This window comes from Huaxiibacter chinensis, assembly GCF_022171985.1.
GTDB lineage: Bacteria > Pseudomonadota > Gammaproteobacteria > Enterobacterales > Enterobacteriaceae > Enterobacter > Enterobacter chinensis_A.
Genome location: NZ_JAJVHF010000008.1, coordinates 1 through 17,569, shown reverse-complemented (window position 1 = coordinate 17,569; position 17,569 = coordinate 1). Strand labels below are relative to the sequence as shown.

Here is a 17,569-nt window from a genome sequence, read left to right as displayed (position 1 = left end):
AAGCTTAGCGCGAAGACGCTGCGTTTTCTGTTCGGAGGTGTAAATAAAGATAAAGCCCGGTGAATTATCGGGCTTCGGAAGAGAGTGTTTCAACACGAAGCTGATCGGGCGCTAATGCCACGCTCAGGATGACGGGCTGCCAGGCTTCGCGTTCCGCCAGTTTTTGAGAAAACCCGCGCGCGAGTAAAAAACCGCCCACGCCACCCAGCGCGCCACCGCACATGGCGGCAAGATCGGTGCCGAACAGCATCTGGAACAGACCGCCGAGCGCAAACAATCCCACCAGCGGCGAGAGATAGACCAGCATCGCGGAACCCAGCAAGCTGCCTTCTGCAATACCCAGCTCGACTTTTTGCCCAGCGACCAGCGGTTGGTCGCTGGGTACGGAAATCGTGTGCGTCGTCTGTGGACCAAGCTTATTGAGCACCCGACTGCCGCAACCGGCACGGGAAGCGCAGCTATTGCAGGACGCTTTTACGTCGCAGCTCACCAGCGCAACGCCGTTTTGCCATGAAATGACGGTAGCCCATTCTTTGATCATTGAGCGGCCCTGAATTTAATACTGTCAGCAATACGTTTTGTGGTTTGCGGAGGAAGCTCACCCACGATGGTAATTTCTGCGTTGTCACGCACCGTCGTACTCACCGTCCGACGTCCTGTTCGAAGCATTTGATCGGAACTGGACGCCGTCGCACGGTTGATATTGACCGAGAAACTAAACAAGCCATCAGAATAGAGGCGGGATTCAACCGGCGTGTCGATCGTAGGAAGCTGACGGCGGCTGCTGGAGATCTCGTTGAATCCTTGTGGGATCCACGACGGAACCCAGTTGAAGTTCGCGGAGTCGCCAGCAGGCACGGAGAGAAGCGGAGGCAAACTGGCTTTAGCCAGATTTTGCATGCTGCTGCCAACCTGGTTGTTCACGGTGAATGAGATCACCCGGAACTGCTCCAGCGTCTCGCCGTCTCTGTCCAGTAAATCGATGCGCATTGGCAATTTGCTCTCCGCATCCATCCAGACAATGTAGCTATAACGCGTACCGTCTCTCGCCACAACGCGAATAACCTCACAGAGCCTGTCAGCAATACGCGTGCGGCCAACGGAGATAAAATCGTAGTACGGCGAAAGACGTTTAAAGTCGGTGTAGATCAGGGACGGAAGCGAATCGACGATATAATCGCCATTCAGCGTGAACGGCTCAAGGCCTGGTTCAAAATAGCTGATTTCATTACCACGCTGAACCACTTCCCGGCGCGGGCCGTCCATTTGCAGAAGCTGAGCGAGAGGCTGGTTATCAAGACGGGCATGGCGATAGCGCAAAGACTCAACGCCCTGCTTATTAATACTGATAAAGGCCAACTCATAATTGAGTGACTGGCTGGCCATGTTCATTTGCTGCAACAACGCCCCGGACGATAAATCAGCCGAGGCGTTTGCAGAGAAGAACATGCTACCCGCCACTAAAGACACGGTGCACCAAAGTTGCTTCATTACTGCGATTGCGTTCCTAAAGTTTGGGTTCCTGGCACTTGCACAGCCGCTTGCTGCGTTTGCGCTTTCTCAAACTGAAGCTGCTCAGAGTGCAGACGACGCTGCAATTCGTAGTCTTGCAACATCGCGTTGATGCGACGACGCTGTTCCTGAACCTGCTGTTGCTGGCCAGGACTCGCTGTGGCATCGGCTGGCACACCCAGACTCACCGGGCTTGCTTTACCACCCATCATCGGCATCGTATTAAAGACGGGCGCTTCAGGCGGCTGGTTGACTTCAGACTGATTGTTATACTGCTGCACACCTACGATAACTGCAAGCGATACGCATGCAGCCACGCCCATTTGGGTAAGCTGGCTCGCCCAGGGACGCACTTTTTGCCAGAACGGCATTTTCTGCCACTGGTGCGGTGCGGGTTGTGCTTCAGGAATCAGCGGCGTGGTCTGATGAACAGGCTCGTTTTCAATCGCTGCCATAACGCGGGCAGAGATATCAAAATGGAGAACATCGCTCGTATCACCACGAAGGGTGTCGCGAATGAGATGGTAGCTCTCCCAGGTCTCTTGCAACTCGGAAGAGTGAGAAAGCTCATCAAGCAGCTCACCATCCAGTGTTTCACCATCCATTAAAGCGGAAAGTTTTTCTTTCTGCATGCCTAATACCTTTTCCAGTATCCCGCTATCGTCAACGCCTGATAAGCGGTTGAACTTTATTATCAATAGCTTCTCGTGCACGAAAAATACGTGAACGAACCGTACCAACCGGGCAATCCATGATAGCGGCTATCTCTTCATAGCTAAGTCCATCAAGCTCCCGCAACGTAATTGCCATACGTAAATCTTCCGGAAGCGACTCGATCGTACGAAAAACTATCTGTCTCAGTTCTTCTGACAACATTAAGTTCTCAGGGTTCGAAATTTCTTTCAACGCGCCGCCACTTTCAAAGTTTTCGGCATCGATGGCGTCCACATCACTTGAAGGTGGACGGCGACCCTGAGCGACCAGATAATTCTTTGCTGTATTAACCGCAATGCGATACAGCCATGTATAGAAAGCACTATCTCCCCGGAAAGAATCCAGCGCGCGATAGGCCTTAATAAAGGACTCCTGTACCACGTCAGGGACGTCCCCTGAAGGCACATAACGAGAAACCAGACTGGCTACCTTATGCTGATAGCGAACCACCAGTAAGTTGAAAGCCTTCTGTTCTCCCTTCTGGACCCGTTCTACCAGGACCTGGTCCGTTAACTGCTCGCTCATCCGAGGTAATGTCTCCCCAAACCTAAATTCCACGCGTTATCGAAACGCCACTCTGCAACATTGCACTTTGAGCAAGCACCAGCTTAGAGTGTCTTTTATTCAATAAGTTCCGTAACGCCTTTGTTTTTGTTCATCGTGTCGCAGGCTGTTTATTTTCTCTCATTATAAGCCTGTTAACGATACGCACCCAGTTTCTGAGAAGAAATGGCATTTTACCGCCTGCAGAGTAACGCAACACGGGTTTAATTTCACCACAAAATCTGACGCTAACGATCTGCTTCGCAAAATATTTTCGTTATTTTACAGGATTTTTCTCCTTGCCCTCATGTTTAGGGGGCGCAACTCGATGCAAAAAAAACGTGCGATTCATCGCATTGAGGTGCTATTGTCAGGCCTCTGTGTTTAGTAAATTAAACAAACATTATGACTACATCTCCAGAATTGACCTGTGACGTTTTGATCATTGGCAGCGGTGCTGCCGGGCTTTCCCTGGCGCTTCGTCTGGCCGCGCATCAGAAGGTGATTGTGCTGAGCAAAGGACCGATGAGTGAAGGTTCAACGTATTATGCTCAGGGCGGAATCGCAGCCGTATTCGATGAAACCGACAGCATCGCGTCGCATGTAGACGATACCTTGATTGCCGGTGCCGGGATAGTGGATGCACATGCCGCTGAGTATGTCGCCAGCAATGCCCGCCACTGTGTACAGTGGCTGATTGACCAGGGCGTGCTTTTTGATACCCACGTTCAGCCTAATGGGGAGGAAGTCTATCACCTTACCCGTGAAGGGGGTCACAGTCATCGCCGCATTCTTCATGCAGCAGATGCCACGGGTAAAGAGGTGGAAACTACCCTGGTGGGCAAGGCCATGAACCACCCTAACATTCAGGTGCTGGAGCGCAGTAACGCAGTCGATTTAATCCTTTCCGATAAAATAGGTTTGCCCGGACACCGCCGCGTGGTGGGTGCCTGGGTCTGGAACCGTAATAAAGAGAAAGTAGAAACCTGCCAGGCGAAAGCCGTCGTGCTGGCAACAGGTGGTGCATCAAAAGTGTATCAGTACACGACGAACCCGGACATTTCTTCGGGCGATGGCATTGCCATGGCATGGCGCGCAGGCTGTCGCGTGGCCAATATGGAATTTAACCAGTTCCATCCCACCGCCTTATTCCATCCTCAGGCGCGTAATTTCCTGCTAACAGAAGCCTTAAGAGGCGAAGGCGCCTGGCTTAAGCGTCCTGACGGAACGCGCTTTATGCCTGAGTTTGATGAACGCGCTGAACTCGCTCCACGCGATATTGTGGCCCGGGCAATCGATCATGAGATGAAGCGTCTGGGCGTTGATTGCATGTATCTCGATATCAGCCATAAGCCTGCTGACTTTATACGTCAGCATTTTCCAACCATCTATGAAAAGTTGCTCGGCCTGGGAATTGATCTGACAAAAGATCCGGTCCCTGTCGTACCCGCAGCCCATTATACCTGCGGCGGCGTTATGGTTGATGACCATGGGCGCACGGATGTTGATGGCTTATATGCGATTGGTGAAGTGAGCTATACCGGTCTGCACGGCGCTAACCGTATGGCGTCCAATTCATTGCTGGAGTGTCTGGTTTATGGCTGGTCTGCTGCCGAAGACATAACCCGACGATTGCCCGACGCGCAGCAGGTTGATTGGCTGCCAGCCTGGGATGAAAGCCGCGTCGACAACCCTGACGAGCGGGTGGTGATTCAGCATAACTGGCATGAGCTGCGGTTACTCATGTGGGATTACGTCGGGATCGTGCGCACCACAAAACGCCTTGAGCGGGCGCTGCGACGTATCACCATGTTGCAGCAGGAGATTGACGAATATTATGCCAATTTCCGCGTCTCCAATAACCTGCTGGAACTGCGCAACCTGGTGCAGGTGGCAGAGCTTATCGTGCGTTGTGCGATGATGCGCAAAGAGAGCCGAGGTTTGCATTTTACTTTGGACTACCCGGAACAGCTGCCTGAATCCGGCCCGTCCATTCTTTCGCCACAGACTCACATAAACAGATAAAACGGCTGGGTCAGCGCAGTGTAATCCTCGGAATAACGTTGATCTGGCCCACGAATGACCATCCTGTCGCTAAAGCACTCTCCTTCTTTAGGTGACAATGCCAGCAATACACGATGGGGCAGTCGCCCTTCCGTATCGGCAATATCCGTTCTTAAACGTAAATGCCAGCCTATTCCCTGGGCTTTTTTGATAAAGGCGTTACCGGTACTTTCGGGAAGCACAACGCAGAAAAAACCCTCTTCCGAAATGAGATTGGCCGCGCTGACCAGCAATGCCTGATGATCGAGCGAACCGGTGTAACGCGCCTGTTCCCGTTCAGGCGTGGCGCACTCTACGCCCGGTTCGTAATAAGGAGGATTGCTGACGATCAGATCGTAGCGAGCCGTCTGTTCGGTGGCCCAGACCAGAATATCAGCGCATTCAACACGTACGCGTGACGCCCATGGCGATTCGGCCATATTTTCACTGGCCTGTTGCGCTGCCGACGCATCAAGTTCGACGGCATCGATAGTGACAGAGGCCTCAGTCCGTTGCGCCAGCATCAGCGCCAGTAATCCGCTGCCGCTGCCGATATCCAGAATGCGTTTCACACCCGCGACAGGCGCCCATGCGCCTAATAAAATACCGTCCGTACCCACTTTCATCGCGCAGCGATCGTGTGCAACAAAGAACTGTTTAAAGGTAAAACCATCGCGGCGCAATTGCGCTTTGGGTTGAGACATGTCAAAGCAACCTTCTTATCCAAAACGGGAGTAGCATAGGGGAAAGCGAAGTGGCGGAAAAGGGATATCCATACAAACAGATGAAGATTGCAGCCATAACGTCTATAATCAGCGCCCCACACAGAGGTAAAACATGACTGTAACGACTTTTTCCGAACTTGAACTCGATGAATGCCTGCTGGAAGCGCTCCAGAGTAAAGGCTTCACACGCCCGACTGCCATCCAGGCGGCAGCCATTCCGCCTGCACTAGAAGGCCGCGACGTACTCGGTTCTGCGCCGACAGGCACCGGTAAAACGGCGGCGTACCTGCTGCCTGTCTTGCAGCATCTGATTGATTTCCCTCGTAAGAAATCAGGCCCACCGCGCATTTTGATTCTGACGCCGACACGTGAGTTAGCCGTTCAGGTTGCAGAGCATGCGCGTGAACTGGCGGCGAATACCCACCTGGATATTGCGACCATCACCGGTGGCGTGGCCTACATGAACCACGCTGAAGTGTTTAGCGAGAACCAGGATATCGTGGTGGCCACCACCGGCCGTTTGATGCAGTACATCAAAGAAGAGAACTTTGACTGTCGCGCAGTGGAAACGCTGATTCTGGATGAAGCAGACCGTATGCTGGAGCTGGGCTTCGCGCAGGACATCGAACATATTGCAGGCGAAACGCGCTGGCGCAAGCAGACGATGCTGTTCTCCGCCACGCTGGAAGGCGATGCGATTAAAGACTTTGCTGAGCGCCTTCTGGAAGACCCGGCAGAAGTGTCTGCGACCCCTTCCACGCGCGAGCGTAAGAAGATCCACCAGTGGTATTACCGCGCAGATAACTTTGAGCATAAGCTCGAACTGCTGAAACATTTGCTCAAGCAAGATGACACCACGCGTACCATCGTCTTTGTGCGTAAGCGCGAGCGTGTGCACGAACTGGCCGACCAGCTTCGCTCAGCCGGCATTAATAACTGTTATCTCGAAGGCGAGATGGCACAGGTGAAACGTACCGAAGGGATTAAACGTCTGACCGAGGGTCGCGTTAACGTACTAATTGCCACCGACGTCGCCGCGCGCGGTATCGATATTCCAGACGTTAGCCATGTCATCAACTTTGATATGCCTCGTAGCGGCGATATCTATCTGCACCGTATCGGTCGTACCGGACGTGCGGGACGCAAAGGCATCGCCATTTCTCTGGTTGAAGCTCACGACTATCTGCTGTTGATGAAAATTGGCCGCTACGTTGAAGAGCCGTTAAAAGCCCGCGTCATCAGCGAACTGCGTCCGACCACGCGTCCACCGAACGAGAAAATGACGGGGAAACCGTCTAAAAAGGTGCTCGCGAAACGCGAAGAGAAGAAAAAAGCAGAGAAAGAGAAGCCGCGCGTTAAGAATCGTCATCGCGACGCCAAAAATATTGGCAAGCGTCGCAAGCCAAGTGGCAGTACGGACACGTCTGCAAAAGAAGAATAAAAAAACGCCGGGCTTATCACCCGGCGTTTTTTTTCGTCACCTTACAGGCTTTCAGTAAAGGTACGCGCAATCACGTCGCGCTGCTGTTCAGGCGTCAGTGAGTTGAAGCGAACGGCATAGCCGGAAACGCGGATGGTCAATTGCGGGTATTTTTCAGGGTGCTTAACCGCATCTTCCAGCGTTTCACGGCGCAGAACGTTAACGTTCAGGTGCTGACCACCTTCCACGCGAACTTCAGGTTGGACTTCCATAGGGATTTCGCGATATTCGATTTCGCCCAGTTTATTTACTGGTACAACTTCATCTTCAGCAAAACCGGCTTTCGCCACAACACAACGCGCTTCACCCTTTTCGCTGTCCAGCAGCCAGAAAGAGTTCAGCAGGTCGTCGTTTGCAGCTTTAGTGATCTGGATACCCGTAATCATGTGATGCCTCCCATAACCTACATTATTTGGTGTCGGCCAAGCGCGGCCAATTGGTAAAACCATTGTTTCTTGAGTGTATATATATCAGTCGACCCGCCCTTATTCCTTGACCTAAATCAACAAAATCCAGACCACACAAAGTATGTGGTTTGAATTTGTTGTTTTATATCAATTTTCACATCAGGAAACGGGAATTAAAGCTGTTTTTGCAATGGTTAAAGGATAGGCGGTATTAGATTTTGCACCTGTGGCGTAAGCGGTTAAGCTAGCCAAAGATAAACTTCGCAGGAGAGCGAGATGACCGCTTCATTAACCTGGCATGACGTACTGGCCGACGAAAAACAACAGCCCTATTTTATCAATACGCTCAATACCGTCGCCGCAGAAAGACAGTCCGGACAAACTATTTATCCGCCGCAAAAAGATGTCTTTAACGCCTTTCGCTTTACCGAACTTAACGATGTGAAAGTGGTGATCCTGGGTCAGGACCCCTATCACGGGCCAGGCCAGGCACACGGGCTGGCGTTTTCGGTACGTCCGGGAATCGCTACGCCGCCTTCCCTGTTAAACATGTATAAAGAGCTGGAAGGATCGATTCCGGGCTTTACGCGCCCGGCCCATGGCTATCTTGAAAGCTGGGCTCGTCAGGGCGTGTTGTTACTCAATACGGTATTGACCGTCCGGGCGGGACAAGCCCATTCACATGCGAGCCTTGGCTGGGAAACCTTTACGGATAAAGTCATTTCGTTGATTAATGAACATCGCGAGGGCGTGGTTTTTCTTTTATGGGGAGCACATGCACAAAAGAAAGGCGCGATAATTGACCCGCAACGTCATCACATTCTGAAAGCACCGCATCCCTCGCCGCTGTCGGCGCATCGGGGATTTTTTGGGTGTCATCATTTTGTCAAAGCGAATGAATGGCTGGAGAAACGTGGCGAGAAGCCCGTGGACTGGATGCCCGTATTACCGGCAGAGAGCGAATAAAAAATGTATCCCGGTGAACAAGACGTCACCGGGATCATGTGAACAACGCGTGATTACGCTTTGTTCTGACGCCACCACTCGGCGAGCAGTACGCCGGTTGCGACTGAGACGTTCAGACTTTCTACATTGCCCGTACCGTCGATAGAGACGCTCAGGTCGGCCGTTGAAAGCGCAGCATCGGATAAACCATCACGCTCCTGACCCAGCACCAGAACCATTTTACGCGGCAGCGTCGCTTTAAACAGCGGCGTGCCGGCATGGCTCGAGGTGGTCACAATGGAGTAGCCCGCCTTACGGAACTGTTCAATAGCATCCAGCACGCTTTCACCCGTAATCGGTTGAACGTGTTCAGCTCCCCCTTCCGCAGTACGGATTGCTGCGCCAGATTCCACCAGCGCCGCGTCCTGCAGCAGGACGCCTTTCACGCCGAAATGCGCACAGCTACGCATCATTGCGCCCAGATTGTGAGGGTTACCCACGTCTTCCAGTGCCAGTACGCAGTCGTCAGCATCAGCCTGACTCACCCACTGCTGCACGGTTGTCCCATTACGCTTTTTAATCAGGAAGCAGACGCCGCCGTGGTGTTCCGTGCCTGACGCTTTTGTCAGCTCTTCATCATCGACCACATGATAGGCTTTACGATTTGCCGCCATCCAGCGCAGGGCTTCTTTGAAGCGCGGGGTGACGCTCTGGATAAACCAGGCGCGGACGATGCATTCAGGGCGACTCTGGAACAGAGCCTGGCAGGCGTTCTCGCCATAGACGCGGGTCTCTTCTGCACGCTGACGGCGCAGGACTTCCGGGTCGATAAAGCTTTTACCGCTGATGCCGCCATGATCGGCTTTCGCCGGGGCTTCTTCGCCAGGGGCACGGGAAACCGTACGCCATGGTGAGGCATCACGTGGGGAATCATTGCGTTTGCGATCGTCACGCTTACGGTCATCACGTTTGCGGTCATCACCGCGGGAATTTCTGTCATCGCGGGCGGGGCGACGGCCACCGTCTGCACGAGAAGATGCCGGACGCCCTGCACCCTTTCCGGTACGCGGATTGACAGTGCGTTTGTCAGAATCATCATCACTGCGGACATACATCACTTTGACCTTGCCGCTTTTATTTTTCAGTTCGTCGTTCATGCTTTTCTCCACCAGCGCTGCGCGAAGCGCGCAGATTACCCGATGTACAAGCGCATAGCCATTAATTCGTACAAAAGCCTGTGACTATTATTCTCATTGAATAAAACGCATTGTCGTTTCAAACACGCTCACCGATAATATGTAACATATGAGAAACATCATCGGCATTTCGCCGTTGTGTCCCCCTGCTCTATCAGAGGTTAGTTATGAATACCGTATGTGCCAACTGCCAGGCTCTCAATCGCATTCCTGATGATCGAATTGAAGACGGAGCAAAATGCGGGCGTTGCGGACATGAGCTTTTCGATGGCGATGTGATCAACGCAACCAGCGAGACCCTGGACAAGCTGCTGAAAGACGATCTGCCTGTGGTGGTCGATTTCTGGGCGCCGTGGTGCGGCCCGTGCCGTAATTTCGCCCCTATTTTTGAGGACGTTGCTGAAGAACGCAGCGGCAAAATACGTTTCGTGAAAGTGAACACGGAAGCTGAACGCGAACTGAGCGCACGTTTTCGCATTCGCAGTATCCCCACGATCATGATCTTCAAAAAGGGCGAAGTGGTCGACATGCTGAATGGCGCAGTGCCGAAGGCGCCGTTTGAGAGCTGGCTTAACGAATCACTGTAACATTTACGGGGTACATCTTGTGCCCCGTTCTCCCCTCTGCGAAAATGGCGTTTTTCCTGCGCATCTTCCATGACTGATAACGCCGTCCTCCAATTACGCGCTGAACGCCTTGCGCGTGCAACACGCCCATTTCTTGCCCGTGGCAACCGCATCCGTCGCTGTCAGCGCTGTTTGCTGCCGCTAAAGCAATGCTTATGTGAAACGCTCTCTCCGAGCCAGGCGCAAAGTCGCTTTTGTCTGGTCATGTTCGATACCGAGCCAATGAAACCCAGCAATACTGGCCGGCTTATTGCTGATATTTTGCCTGATACTGCCGCATTTCAGTGGTCGCGAACCGAGCCACCGCAGGCTCTGCTGGATCTGGTCGCCTGCCCCGACTATCAGCCGATGGTGGTTTTCCCCGCCTCATATGCAGACACTGCACGTCAGGTGCTTACCGCGCCCCCAGCGGGTAAGCCTCCTCTGTTTATTATGCTCGACGGAACCTGGAGCGAAGCCCGAAAAATGTTTCGTAAAAGTCCTTACCTGGATGCCCTTCCCGTCATTTCGGTGGATCTGTCCCGCGTTTCCGCTTACCGGCTACGTGAAGCGCACGCGGACGGGCAGTATTGCACGGCGGAAGTTGCCATCGCGCTGCTGGATCTGGCGGGTGACACGCCGGCTGCCAGTGCTCTCGGCGATCATTTTTCCTGCTTCCGTGAACGTTACCTTGCAGGAAAGACCAGACATAAGGGAAGCATCACAGCACAGGAAGCGGAAAGCGTTTAAAATCATCAGGTCACTCGCCTTCACAGGAGACTTGTATGAGCCAGCGAGGGCTTGAAGCGCTACTTCGCCCAAAATCCATTGCCGTGATTGGTGCCTCCATGAAACCCGACCGGGCAGGGTATTTGATGATGCGCAATTTGCTGGCCGGTGGATTTAACGGTCCTGTGCTCCCGGTGACGCCCGCTTATAAGGCCGTGCAGGGGGTGCTCGCCTGGCCTGATGTGCAAAGCCTGCCGTTTATTCCGGACCTTGCCATCTTATGCACCCACGCCAGGCGTAACCTCACCTTACTGGAATCCCTGGGTCAAAAAGGGTGTAAAACCTGCATTATTCTCTCTTCGCCTCCTGAGCAGCAGAGTGAATTACTCGCCTGCGCCAGCCGTTATCAGATGCGGTTACTGGGACCGAATAGCCTGGGTTTATTAGCCCCCTGGCAGGGGCTGAATGCCAGTTTTTCGCCGGTTCCCATCCGGAAAGGCAAGCTCGCCTTTATTTCGCAGTCGGCCGCCGTCTCAAACACGATCCTCGACTGGGCACAGCAGCGTGAGATGGGGTTCTCCTACTTCATCGCCCTGGGTGATAGCCTAGATATTGACGTGGATGAGCTACTCGATTTTCTGGCTCGCGACGGTAAAACCAGCGCGATCCTGCTCTATCTTGAACATTTAAGCGACGCCCGGCGATTCGTGTCTGCCGCGCGAAGCGCGTCGCGCAATAAACCCATCCTGGTCATCAAAAGTGGCCGTAGCCCGGCGGCGCAACGTTTACTTAATTCACATTCAGGTCTGGATCCTGCCTGGGATGCGGCAATTCAGCGTGCCGGCTTATTGCGCGTGCAGGATACGCATGAACTATTTTCTGCGGTTGAAACGCTCAGCCACATGCGCCCGCTTCGTGGTGAGAAGTTGATGATCATCAGTAATGGCGCCGCACCGGCCGCTCTGGCGCTTGATGAACTGTGGAAGCGTAACGGCAAACTGGCGGCACTCAGTGAAGAGACACTTCAGCATCTGCGAGATGTTTTGCCTGCAAGCGTCGCCCCGGCGAACCCGCTGGACTTGCGCGATGATGCCAGTAATGAACGTTATATTCAGGCAATCTCAACCTTGCTCGACAGCCAGGATTTTGATGCCCTGATGGTTATCCATTCCCCCAGCGCAGCAGCTCCCGGCAGTGAAAGCGCGCGTGCCCTGATCGAAGCCGTTAAACGCCATCCGCGCGGGAAATATGTCACCTTGCTGACGAACTGGTGCGGGGAGTTTTCCTCCCAGGAAGCACGTCGTTTATTCAGCGAGGCGGGTTTACCTACCTATCGAACCCCGGAAGGCACTATTACTGCTTTTATGCATATGGTGGAATATCGTCGCAACCAGAAGCAGCTGAGAGAAACGCCTGCGCTGCCCGGTAATTTGACGGCCAATACCGCGGATGCTCACGCTTTGCTGCAACACGCTATTCAGGAGGGGGCACGTTCACTGGATACGCATGAAGTGAAACCTATTCTGGATGCGTATGGAATGCAGACGTTGCCAACCTGGATTGCCAGCGATAGCGCTGAAGCTGTGCACATTGCCGAGCAGCTCGGCTATCCGGTCGCCCTGAAGCTTCGCTCTCCGGATATTCCTCATAAATCAGACGTCCAGGGTGTGATGCTTTATCTGCGCACGGCGTCAGAGGTGCAACACGCTGCTGAGGCGATTATCGATCGTGTCAAAATGACCTGGCCACAGGCGCGGATCCACGGCCTGCTGGTACAAAGCATGGCCAATCGCGCGGGTGCGCAGGAATTAAGAGTGGTGGTGGAACACGATCCGGTCTTTGGACCACTGATCATGCTTGGGGAAGGTGGCGTGGAATGGCGGCCAGAAGAACAGGCTGTCGTCGCGCTTCCACCGCTTAACATGAATCTGGCCCGTTATCTTGTCATTCAGGCCATTAAAAGTAAGAAGATACGCGGTCGCAGCGCGCTGCGACCGCTTGATATCGCCGGATTGAGCCGCTTCCTGGTGCAGGTCTCAAATCTTATTGTGGATTGTGCTGAAATCCAGCGCCTGGATATTCATCCTCTTCTGGCATCCGGAAACGAGTTCACCGCCCTTGACGTCACGCTTGATATTGCGCCTTTTGAAGGCGATCGCGAAAGCCGGCTTGCTATCCGCCCCTACCCTCTTCATCTGGAAGAGAAGGTGCTGATGAAAAATGGCGAACAGGCGCTGTTTCGCCCGATTCTGCCGGAAGATGAGCCCCTGCTTCAGGCCTTTATCGCGCGAGTGACCAAAGAAGATTTGTACTATCGCTACTTTAGCGAAATCAACGAATTTACCCATGAAGACTTAGCCAATATGACCCAAATCGACTACGATCGGGAAATGGCGTTTGTTGCCGTTCGTCGCAGTGATGATGGCGATGAGATCCTGGGCGTGACGCGGGCAATTTCCGATCCGGATAATGTGGATGCAGAGTTTGCGGTGCTGGTGCGTTCGGATCTGAAAGGTCTTGGGCTGGGAAGGCGGCTGCTGGAAAAGCTCATTAGCTATACGCGAGATCACGGATTGTTACGCCTGAATGGCATTACTATGCCACATAACCAGGGCATGATCGCCCTGGCGCGAAAGCTTGGATTTGACGTGGATATACAGCTTGAAGATGGGATCGTCACCCTGTCTCTTGGCCTGTCTTCCCCTGATACTCCAGAGTAAGGTACTGGAAATGTTGACCACTTTAGGAAGTACTGGTGGTATCATTGTCCGCTTATATTGTCTGCAGATGACAGGCAAACCTTCAATGAACAGAGAAGATACGCACTGTGATGTTGTCAAAATTTAAGCGTAATAAACATCAACAACACCTTGCTCAACTACCGAAGATTTCTCAGTCAGTTGATGATGTCGAGTTCTTTTACGCCCCCGCTCATTTCCGGGAGGCGCTTCTGGAGAAAATCGCCAGCGCGACGCGGCGTATTTGCATTGTGGCCCTCTATCTTGAACAAGATGAAGGCGGCAGTGCCATTCTTAACGCCCTCTATGAAGCAAAACGCCAGCGTCCTGAACTGGATGTGCGAATTTTAGTTGACTGGCATCGTGGACAGCGCGGCCGAATTGGTGCTGCCGCATCGAACACCAACGCGGACTGGTATTGCCGCATGGCCCAGGAAAACCCGGGTATCGATGTGCCTGTCTATGGCGTACCGGTAAATACCCGTGAAGCGCTCGGCGTCTTGCACTTCAAAGGCTTTATTATCGACGATAGCGTGCTTTATAGCGGCGCGAGCCTGAACGATGTTTATCTTCATCAGCTTGATAAATACCGTTACGATCGCTACCAGCTGATTCGTAATCCGCAGATGGTCGATATCATGTTTAACTGGGTCGACCAGTATCTGGTCCATGGCCGTGGCGTGAATCGTCTTGACGATCCGCACCGTCCAAAAAGCCCGGAAATCAAAAACGACATTCGTTTGTTCCGTCAGGAGCTGCGTGATGCGATGTACCATTTCCAGGGGGATGCTAGTAACGAACAGCTGGCCGTAACCCCGCTTGTGGGCCTTGGAAAATCCAGCCTGCTGAATAAAACCATCTACCATCTGATGCCGTGTACTGAGCAGAAATTGACTATCTGTACACCTTATTTCAACCTGCCTGCGATCCTGGTGCGCAACATTATTCAACTGCTCCGGGACGGTAAAAAAGTTGAGATCATCGTGGGTGATAAAACGGCGAACGATTTTTTCATTCCTGAAGATCAGCCGTTCAAAATTATTGGGGCTTTACCCTATCTCTATGAGATCAACCTGCGCCGTTTCCTGAGCCGTCTGCAATATTATGTCAACACCGATCAGCTGGTGGTGCGCCTCTGGAAAGATGAGGACAACAGTTATCATCTGAAAGGCATGTGGGTGGATGACGAGTGGATGCTGCTGACGGGTAACAACCTCAATCCGCGTGCATGGCGCCTGGATCTGGAGAATGCGATTTTAATCCACGATCCACGTCAGGAACTGGCAGCCTCACGCGAAAGAGAGCTGGAATTGATACGTACGCATACCACTGTGGTTCGCCACTATCGGGATTTGCAAAGCATCGCGGACTATCCGGTTAAAGTGCGTAAGCTTATCCGACGCTTACGCCGCATCCGAATCGATCGCCTGATAAGTCGTATTCTCTGACACTCTGGCCCCGCTATTGCGGGGCTTTTTTCTGGAGCCAGCCTGTGCGTATTCCGCTTCTCTTTGCTCTCTTACTTCTTACGGGTTGTAGCCATATGGCGAATGACCGCTGGCAAGGCCAGGATAAAGCCCAACATTTTATCGCTTCCGCGATGCTGTCGGCTGCGGGTAATGAAGTCGCGCAGCACCAGGGATACAGCCGGGATCGCAGTGCAGCAATTGGCTTTATGTTTTCGGTGAGTCTCGGGGCGTCAAAAGAGCTTTGGGACAGCCGTCCTGCAGGAAGCGGCTGGAGCTGGAAAGACTTTGCCTGGGACGTAGCCGGAGCGACAACCGGCTACGCGGTATGGCAGATGGCTCATTACTAAAGGCGAATGCCTTTACCCTTGCGGTGCAGCATCAGGGAGACAATAAAGGCCAGCGCCCCCATCACGGTAACATACCAGAAGAACGTTGTTTCACTGCCCCAGGATTTAAGCGACAGCGCGACGTATTCCGCTGACCCGCCAAATAGCGCGTTAGCCACCGCATAGGATAAGCCTACCCCAAGCGCCCTGACCTGGGCAGGGAACATCTCTGCTTTCAATATCCCGCTGATTGACGTGTAAAAACTAACGATAACCAGTGCAACCATGATGAGTCCAAAAGCGGCATAGGGTGAGGTCGTATGCTGCAGCGCGCTTAATAGCGGGACGGTGCCAAGAGTCAGTAAACTGCCAAAAATCAGCATGGAGGTTCTGCGGCCTATTTTATCCGATAGCGCACCGATAGCCGGCTGAATAAGCATAAAGACCAGCAGGGCGAGGGTCATTACCACGCTTGCGACGTTAGCATGCATGCCGGAGGTATTGACCAGATACTTTTGCATATAGGTGGTAAAGGTGTAGAAGCTTAACGATCCCGCGGCGGTAAAACCGAGTACCATTAAAAAGGCTTTACGGTTACGCCACAGGCCTTTAAGGGAGCCCGCCTCCTTCAGTGCCCTGACCTCTTGTTGAGACGTTTCATCCAGCTGGCGGCGCAGCCACAGAGCCACAACAGCAAGAGCGGCCCCCATTGCAAAGGGGATGCGCCAGCCCCATGCGCGAAGATCGGCATCGCTGAGAATGTGCTGAAGGATGACAACAACCAGCAGAGCAAGCAGCTGCCCGCCGATTAGCGTGACATACTGGAATGAAGCATAGAATCCTTTCCGCCCTTCAACAGCGACTTCACTCATGTATGTCGCGCTGGTGCCGTACTCGCCCCCAACAGAAAGCCCCTGGAACAGTCGTGCCAGCAGCAGCAACGCGGGTGCCCATGTCCCGATAACGTCATAACCGGGAAGGCAGGCAATCACCAGCGAGCCCACGCACATCATGCATACCGATATGAGCATCGAGGTCTTGCGACCTTTTCTGTCGGCGATCCGGCCGAACAGCCACCCGCCGATGGGACGCATTAAGAACCCGGCGGCAAAGACGCCTGCGGTTTGCAAAAGTTGCGTTGTGGTATTACCGGAAGGGAAAAAGATATGTGCGAAATAGAGGGAGCAGAATGAATAAACGTAAAAATCGAACCACTCTACCAGGTTCCCCGATGAAGCCCCAACGATTGCCCAAACCCGACGGCGGGTATCTTTACCCGTTAAGCTTGTGTTTTCCGTATCTGTACTTGCTACGGTTTCAGTCATTTTAAATCCCCTGTCTCACATTGCGGGCCAGTGCCCACCCACAGTAAAACTGGATTTAAAACGAACCGTTAGGTAAATAAAATGTTTCCAGTATGTTTCATTACGTTTTGTGAAGTTGATCAGCTATCGAATTATTAGCGAACGTAGTAATCATCCCCACTTACTTTGATGCGCTTTTTTCCGCTGCAGATAATCTTCGTCCCCGCGGATTTTATCCCACCATGTTTTGAACACCGCGGCAGCTTCAGCTTTAACCGGATCGTGATCGAGGGGTTTAACCTGACGCTCTTTATCGTACTTTTTACCGCCTTTATGATTGGCGTATCGACGGGCACGTGTGTAGCCCATCTGGATGAATTTTCGGGCCATGTCCATGCCGACAAAGTCATTTTTTTGGCGGTATTCTTCAAACAGAGCATATATCGCTTTTGCAGAACGCGTCGCCACCTCCGCATTCTTGTATCGCCAGTGAGGAAGAATTTCACTTTTGTAGGGCTCAACCATCAAAACGCCCTGTTCTCCCCGACCAACCTGGTATAGCTCGGGACGTTCGCGGAAATTAATGCTGGCAAAATCTTGCTGATAATCAAATGGACGGGTCAAAGCGGCACCATTGTTAAAGTGTTTTTAACAATTTTAGACGGCAATGAGGAAAAGATGCGGGGCTTTTGGCTACAAAGCAAAAAACCCCGCACCTTACGGTACGGGGTTCTTCTTAATTAATGCCTGGCAGTTCCCTACTCTCGCATGGGGAGACCCCACACTACCATCGGCGCTACGGCGTTTCACTTCTGAGTTCGGCATGGGGTCAG

General features: G+C 52.8%; 17 protein-coding genes and 1 rRNA gene. 8 read left to right on the top strand and 10 right to left on the bottom strand.

The window, feature by feature from the left end; all coding sequences use genetic code 11:
- Positions 1–64: 64 nt before the first annotated feature.
- The 4 genes from rseC to rpoE are packed head-to-tail and all read right to left on the bottom strand — an operon-like array spanning position 65 to position 2,751.
- Positions 65–541, bottom strand: a complete 477-nt coding sequence (rseC, locus tag LZP96_RS16995; RefSeq protein WP_064327028.1) for a SoxR-reducing system protein RseC — start codon at positions 539–541, stop codon at positions 65–67.
- Complete coding sequence (rseB, locus tag LZP96_RS16990) at positions 538–1,491, bottom strand: sigma-E factor regulatory protein RseB (RefSeq protein ID WP_064327029.1); 954 nt, start codon at positions 1,489–1,491, stop codon at positions 538–540. The genes rseC and rseB overlap by 4 nt, the downstream gene beginning before the upstream one ends.
- Positions 1,491–2,144: an anti-sigma-E factor RseA gene (gene rseA / locus LZP96_RS16985; protein ID WP_064327030.1), complete on the bottom strand. Its 654-nt coding sequence runs from the start codon at positions 2,142–2,144 to the stop codon at positions 1,491–1,493. The genes rseB and rseA overlap by 1 nt, the downstream gene beginning before the upstream one ends.
- Before the next feature lie 31 nt (positions 2,145–2,175).
- Positions 2,176–2,751: an RNA polymerase sigma factor RpoE gene (gene rpoE, locus LZP96_RS16980; RefSeq protein WP_032643655.1), complete on the bottom strand. Its 576-nt coding sequence runs from the start codon at positions 2,749–2,751 to the stop codon at positions 2,176–2,178.
- Positions 2,752–3,174: 423 nt separating this feature from the next.
- On the opposite strand from rpoE, the gene nadB reads away from it, so the two are divergent.
- On the top strand, positions 3,175–4,794 hold the full coding sequence (nadB, locus tag LZP96_RS16975) for an L-aspartate oxidase (protein WP_064327031.1): 1,620 nt from the start codon (positions 3,175–3,177) through the stop codon (positions 4,792–4,794).
- On the opposite strand, the gene trmN is transcribed toward nadB, so the two are convergent.
- A complete protein-coding gene (trmN, locus tag LZP96_RS16970) occupies positions 4,779–5,516 on the bottom strand; it encodes a tRNA(1)(Val) (adenine(37)-N(6))-methyltransferase TrmN (RefSeq protein WP_064327032.1) in 738 nt (245 codons plus the stop codon). The two genes, nadB and trmN, sit on opposite strands and share 16 nt — an antisense overlap.
- A gap of 133 nt (positions 5,517–5,649) precedes the next feature.
- Between trmN and srmB the strand changes: the two genes are divergently transcribed.
- On the top strand, positions 5,650–6,978 hold the full coding sequence (gene srmB / locus LZP96_RS16965) for an ATP-dependent RNA helicase SrmB (RefSeq protein ID WP_064327033.1): 1,329 nt from the start codon (positions 5,650–5,652) through the stop codon (positions 6,976–6,978).
- A gap of 41 nt (positions 6,979–7,019) precedes the next feature.
- Here srmB and grcA read toward each other — a convergent pair whose 3' ends face one another.
- On the bottom strand, positions 7,020–7,403 hold the full coding sequence (grcA, locus tag LZP96_RS16960; protein ID WP_064327034.1) for an autonomous glycyl radical cofactor GrcA: 384 nt from the start codon (positions 7,401–7,403) through the stop codon (positions 7,020–7,022).
- Between the two features lie 297 nt (positions 7,404–7,700).
- Here grcA and ung point away from each other — a divergent pair, with 297 nt between their 5' ends.
- A complete protein-coding gene (ung, locus tag LZP96_RS16955; RefSeq protein ID WP_064327035.1) occupies positions 7,701–8,390 on the top strand; it encodes a uracil-DNA glycosylase in 690 nt (229 codons plus the stop codon).
- Between the two features lie 53 nt (positions 8,391–8,443).
- Here the strand turns inward: ung and LZP96_RS16950 are convergent, their stop codons facing one another.
- On the bottom strand, positions 8,444–9,526 hold the full coding sequence (locus tag LZP96_RS16950; protein WP_064327036.1) for a tRNA/rRNA methyltransferase: 1,083 nt from the start codon (positions 9,524–9,526) through the stop codon (positions 8,444–8,446).
- A 206-nt stretch (positions 9,527–9,732) separates the two neighbouring features.
- On the opposite strand from LZP96_RS16950, the gene trxC reads away from it, so the two are divergent.
- The 5 genes from trxC to LZP96_RS16920 all read left to right on the top strand — a co-directional run bounded on the left by trxC (position 9,733) and on the right by LZP96_RS16920 (position 15,453).
- A complete protein-coding gene (trxC, locus tag LZP96_RS16945; protein ID WP_064327037.1) occupies positions 9,733–10,152 on the top strand; it encodes a thioredoxin TrxC in 420 nt (139 codons plus the stop codon).
- Between the two features lie 69 nt (positions 10,153–10,221).
- Positions 10,222–10,920, top strand: coding sequence for a tRNA-uridine aminocarboxypropyltransferase (gene tapT, locus LZP96_RS16940; protein WP_064327038.1), 699 nt, complete (start codon positions 10,222–10,224; stop codon positions 10,918–10,920).
- Positions 10,921–10,955: 35 nt separating this feature from the next.
- Entirely contained in the window at positions 10,956–13,619 is a 2,664-nt protein-coding gene (locus tag LZP96_RS16935; RefSeq protein WP_064327039.1) for a bifunctional acetate--CoA ligase family protein/GNAT family N-acetyltransferase, read from the top strand.
- A 110-nt stretch (positions 13,620–13,729) separates the two neighbouring features.
- Positions 13,730–15,085, top strand: a complete 1,356-nt coding sequence (pssA, locus tag LZP96_RS16925; RefSeq protein ID WP_064327040.1) for a CDP-diacylglycerol--serine O-phosphatidyltransferase — start codon at positions 13,730–13,732, stop codon at positions 15,083–15,085.
- Between the two features lie 44 nt (positions 15,086–15,129).
- Positions 15,130–15,453, top strand: coding sequence for a YfiM family lipoprotein (locus tag LZP96_RS16920; protein ID WP_064327041.1), 324 nt, complete (start codon positions 15,130–15,132; stop codon positions 15,451–15,453).
- Here the strand turns inward: LZP96_RS16920 and LZP96_RS16915 are convergent.
- The 3 genes from LZP96_RS16915 to rrf all read right to left on the bottom strand — a co-directional run.
- On the bottom strand, positions 15,450–16,757 hold the full coding sequence (locus LZP96_RS16915) for an MFS transporter (protein WP_064327042.1): 1,308 nt from the start codon (positions 16,755–16,757) through the stop codon (positions 15,450–15,452). The genes LZP96_RS16920 and LZP96_RS16915 overlap by 4 nt on opposite strands.
- A 150-nt stretch (positions 16,758–16,907) precedes the next feature.
- Positions 16,908–17,360, bottom strand: a complete 453-nt coding sequence (locus LZP96_RS16910; protein ID WP_064327043.1) for a DUF4385 domain-containing protein — start codon at positions 17,358–17,360, stop codon at positions 16,908–16,910.
- A 121-nt stretch (positions 17,361–17,481) separates the two neighbouring features.
- A 5S ribosomal RNA gene (gene rrf, locus LZP96_RS16905) occupies positions 17,482–17,569 on the bottom strand; the annotation flags it as partial.

Coding starts and splice junctions, on each gene's coding strand:
- rseC (WP_064327028.1), bottom strand. CDS start 541: ATGATCAAAGAATGGGCTACCGTCATTTCATGGCAAAACGGCGTTGCG.
- rseB (WP_064327029.1), bottom strand. CDS start 1,491: ATGAAGCAACTTTGGTGCACCGTGTCTTTAGTGGCGGGTAGCATGTTC.
- rseA (WP_064327030.1), bottom strand. CDS start 2,144: ATGCAGAAAGAAAAACTTTCCGCTTTAATGGATGGTGAAACACTGGAT.
- rpoE (WP_032643655.1), bottom strand. CDS start 2,751: ATGAGCGAGCAGTTAACGGACCAGGTCCTGGTAGAACGGGTCCAGAAG.
- nadB (WP_064327031.1), top strand. CDS start 3,175: ATGACTACATCTCCAGAATTGACCTGTGACGTTTTGATCATTGGCAGC.
- trmN (WP_064327032.1), bottom strand. CDS start 5,516: ATGTCTCAACCCAAAGCGCAATTGCGCCGCGATGGTTTTACCTTTAAA.
- srmB (WP_064327033.1), top strand. CDS start 5,650: ATGACTGTAACGACTTTTTCCGAACTTGAACTCGATGAATGCCTGCTG.
- grcA (WP_064327034.1), bottom strand. CDS start 7,403: ATGATTACGGGTATCCAGATCACTAAAGCTGCAAACGACGACCTGCTG.
- ung (WP_064327035.1), top strand. CDS start 7,701: ATGACCGCTTCATTAACCTGGCATGACGTACTGGCCGACGAAAAACAA.
- LZP96_RS16950 (WP_064327036.1), bottom strand. CDS start 9,526: ATGAACGACGAACTGAAAAATAAAAGCGGCAAGGTCAAAGTGATGTAT.
- trxC (WP_064327037.1), top strand. CDS start 9,733: ATGAATACCGTATGTGCCAACTGCCAGGCTCTCAATCGCATTCCTGAT.
- tapT (WP_064327038.1), top strand. CDS start 10,222: ATGACTGATAACGCCGTCCTCCAATTACGCGCTGAACGCCTTGCGCGT.
- LZP96_RS16935 (WP_064327039.1), top strand. CDS start 10,956: ATGAGCCAGCGAGGGCTTGAAGCGCTACTTCGCCCAAAATCCATTGCC.
- pssA (WP_064327040.1), top strand. CDS start 13,730: ATGTTGTCAAAATTTAAGCGTAATAAACATCAACAACACCTTGCTCAA.
- LZP96_RS16915 (WP_064327042.1), bottom strand. CDS start 16,757: ATGACTGAAACCGTAGCAAGTACAGATACGGAAAACACAAGCTTAACG.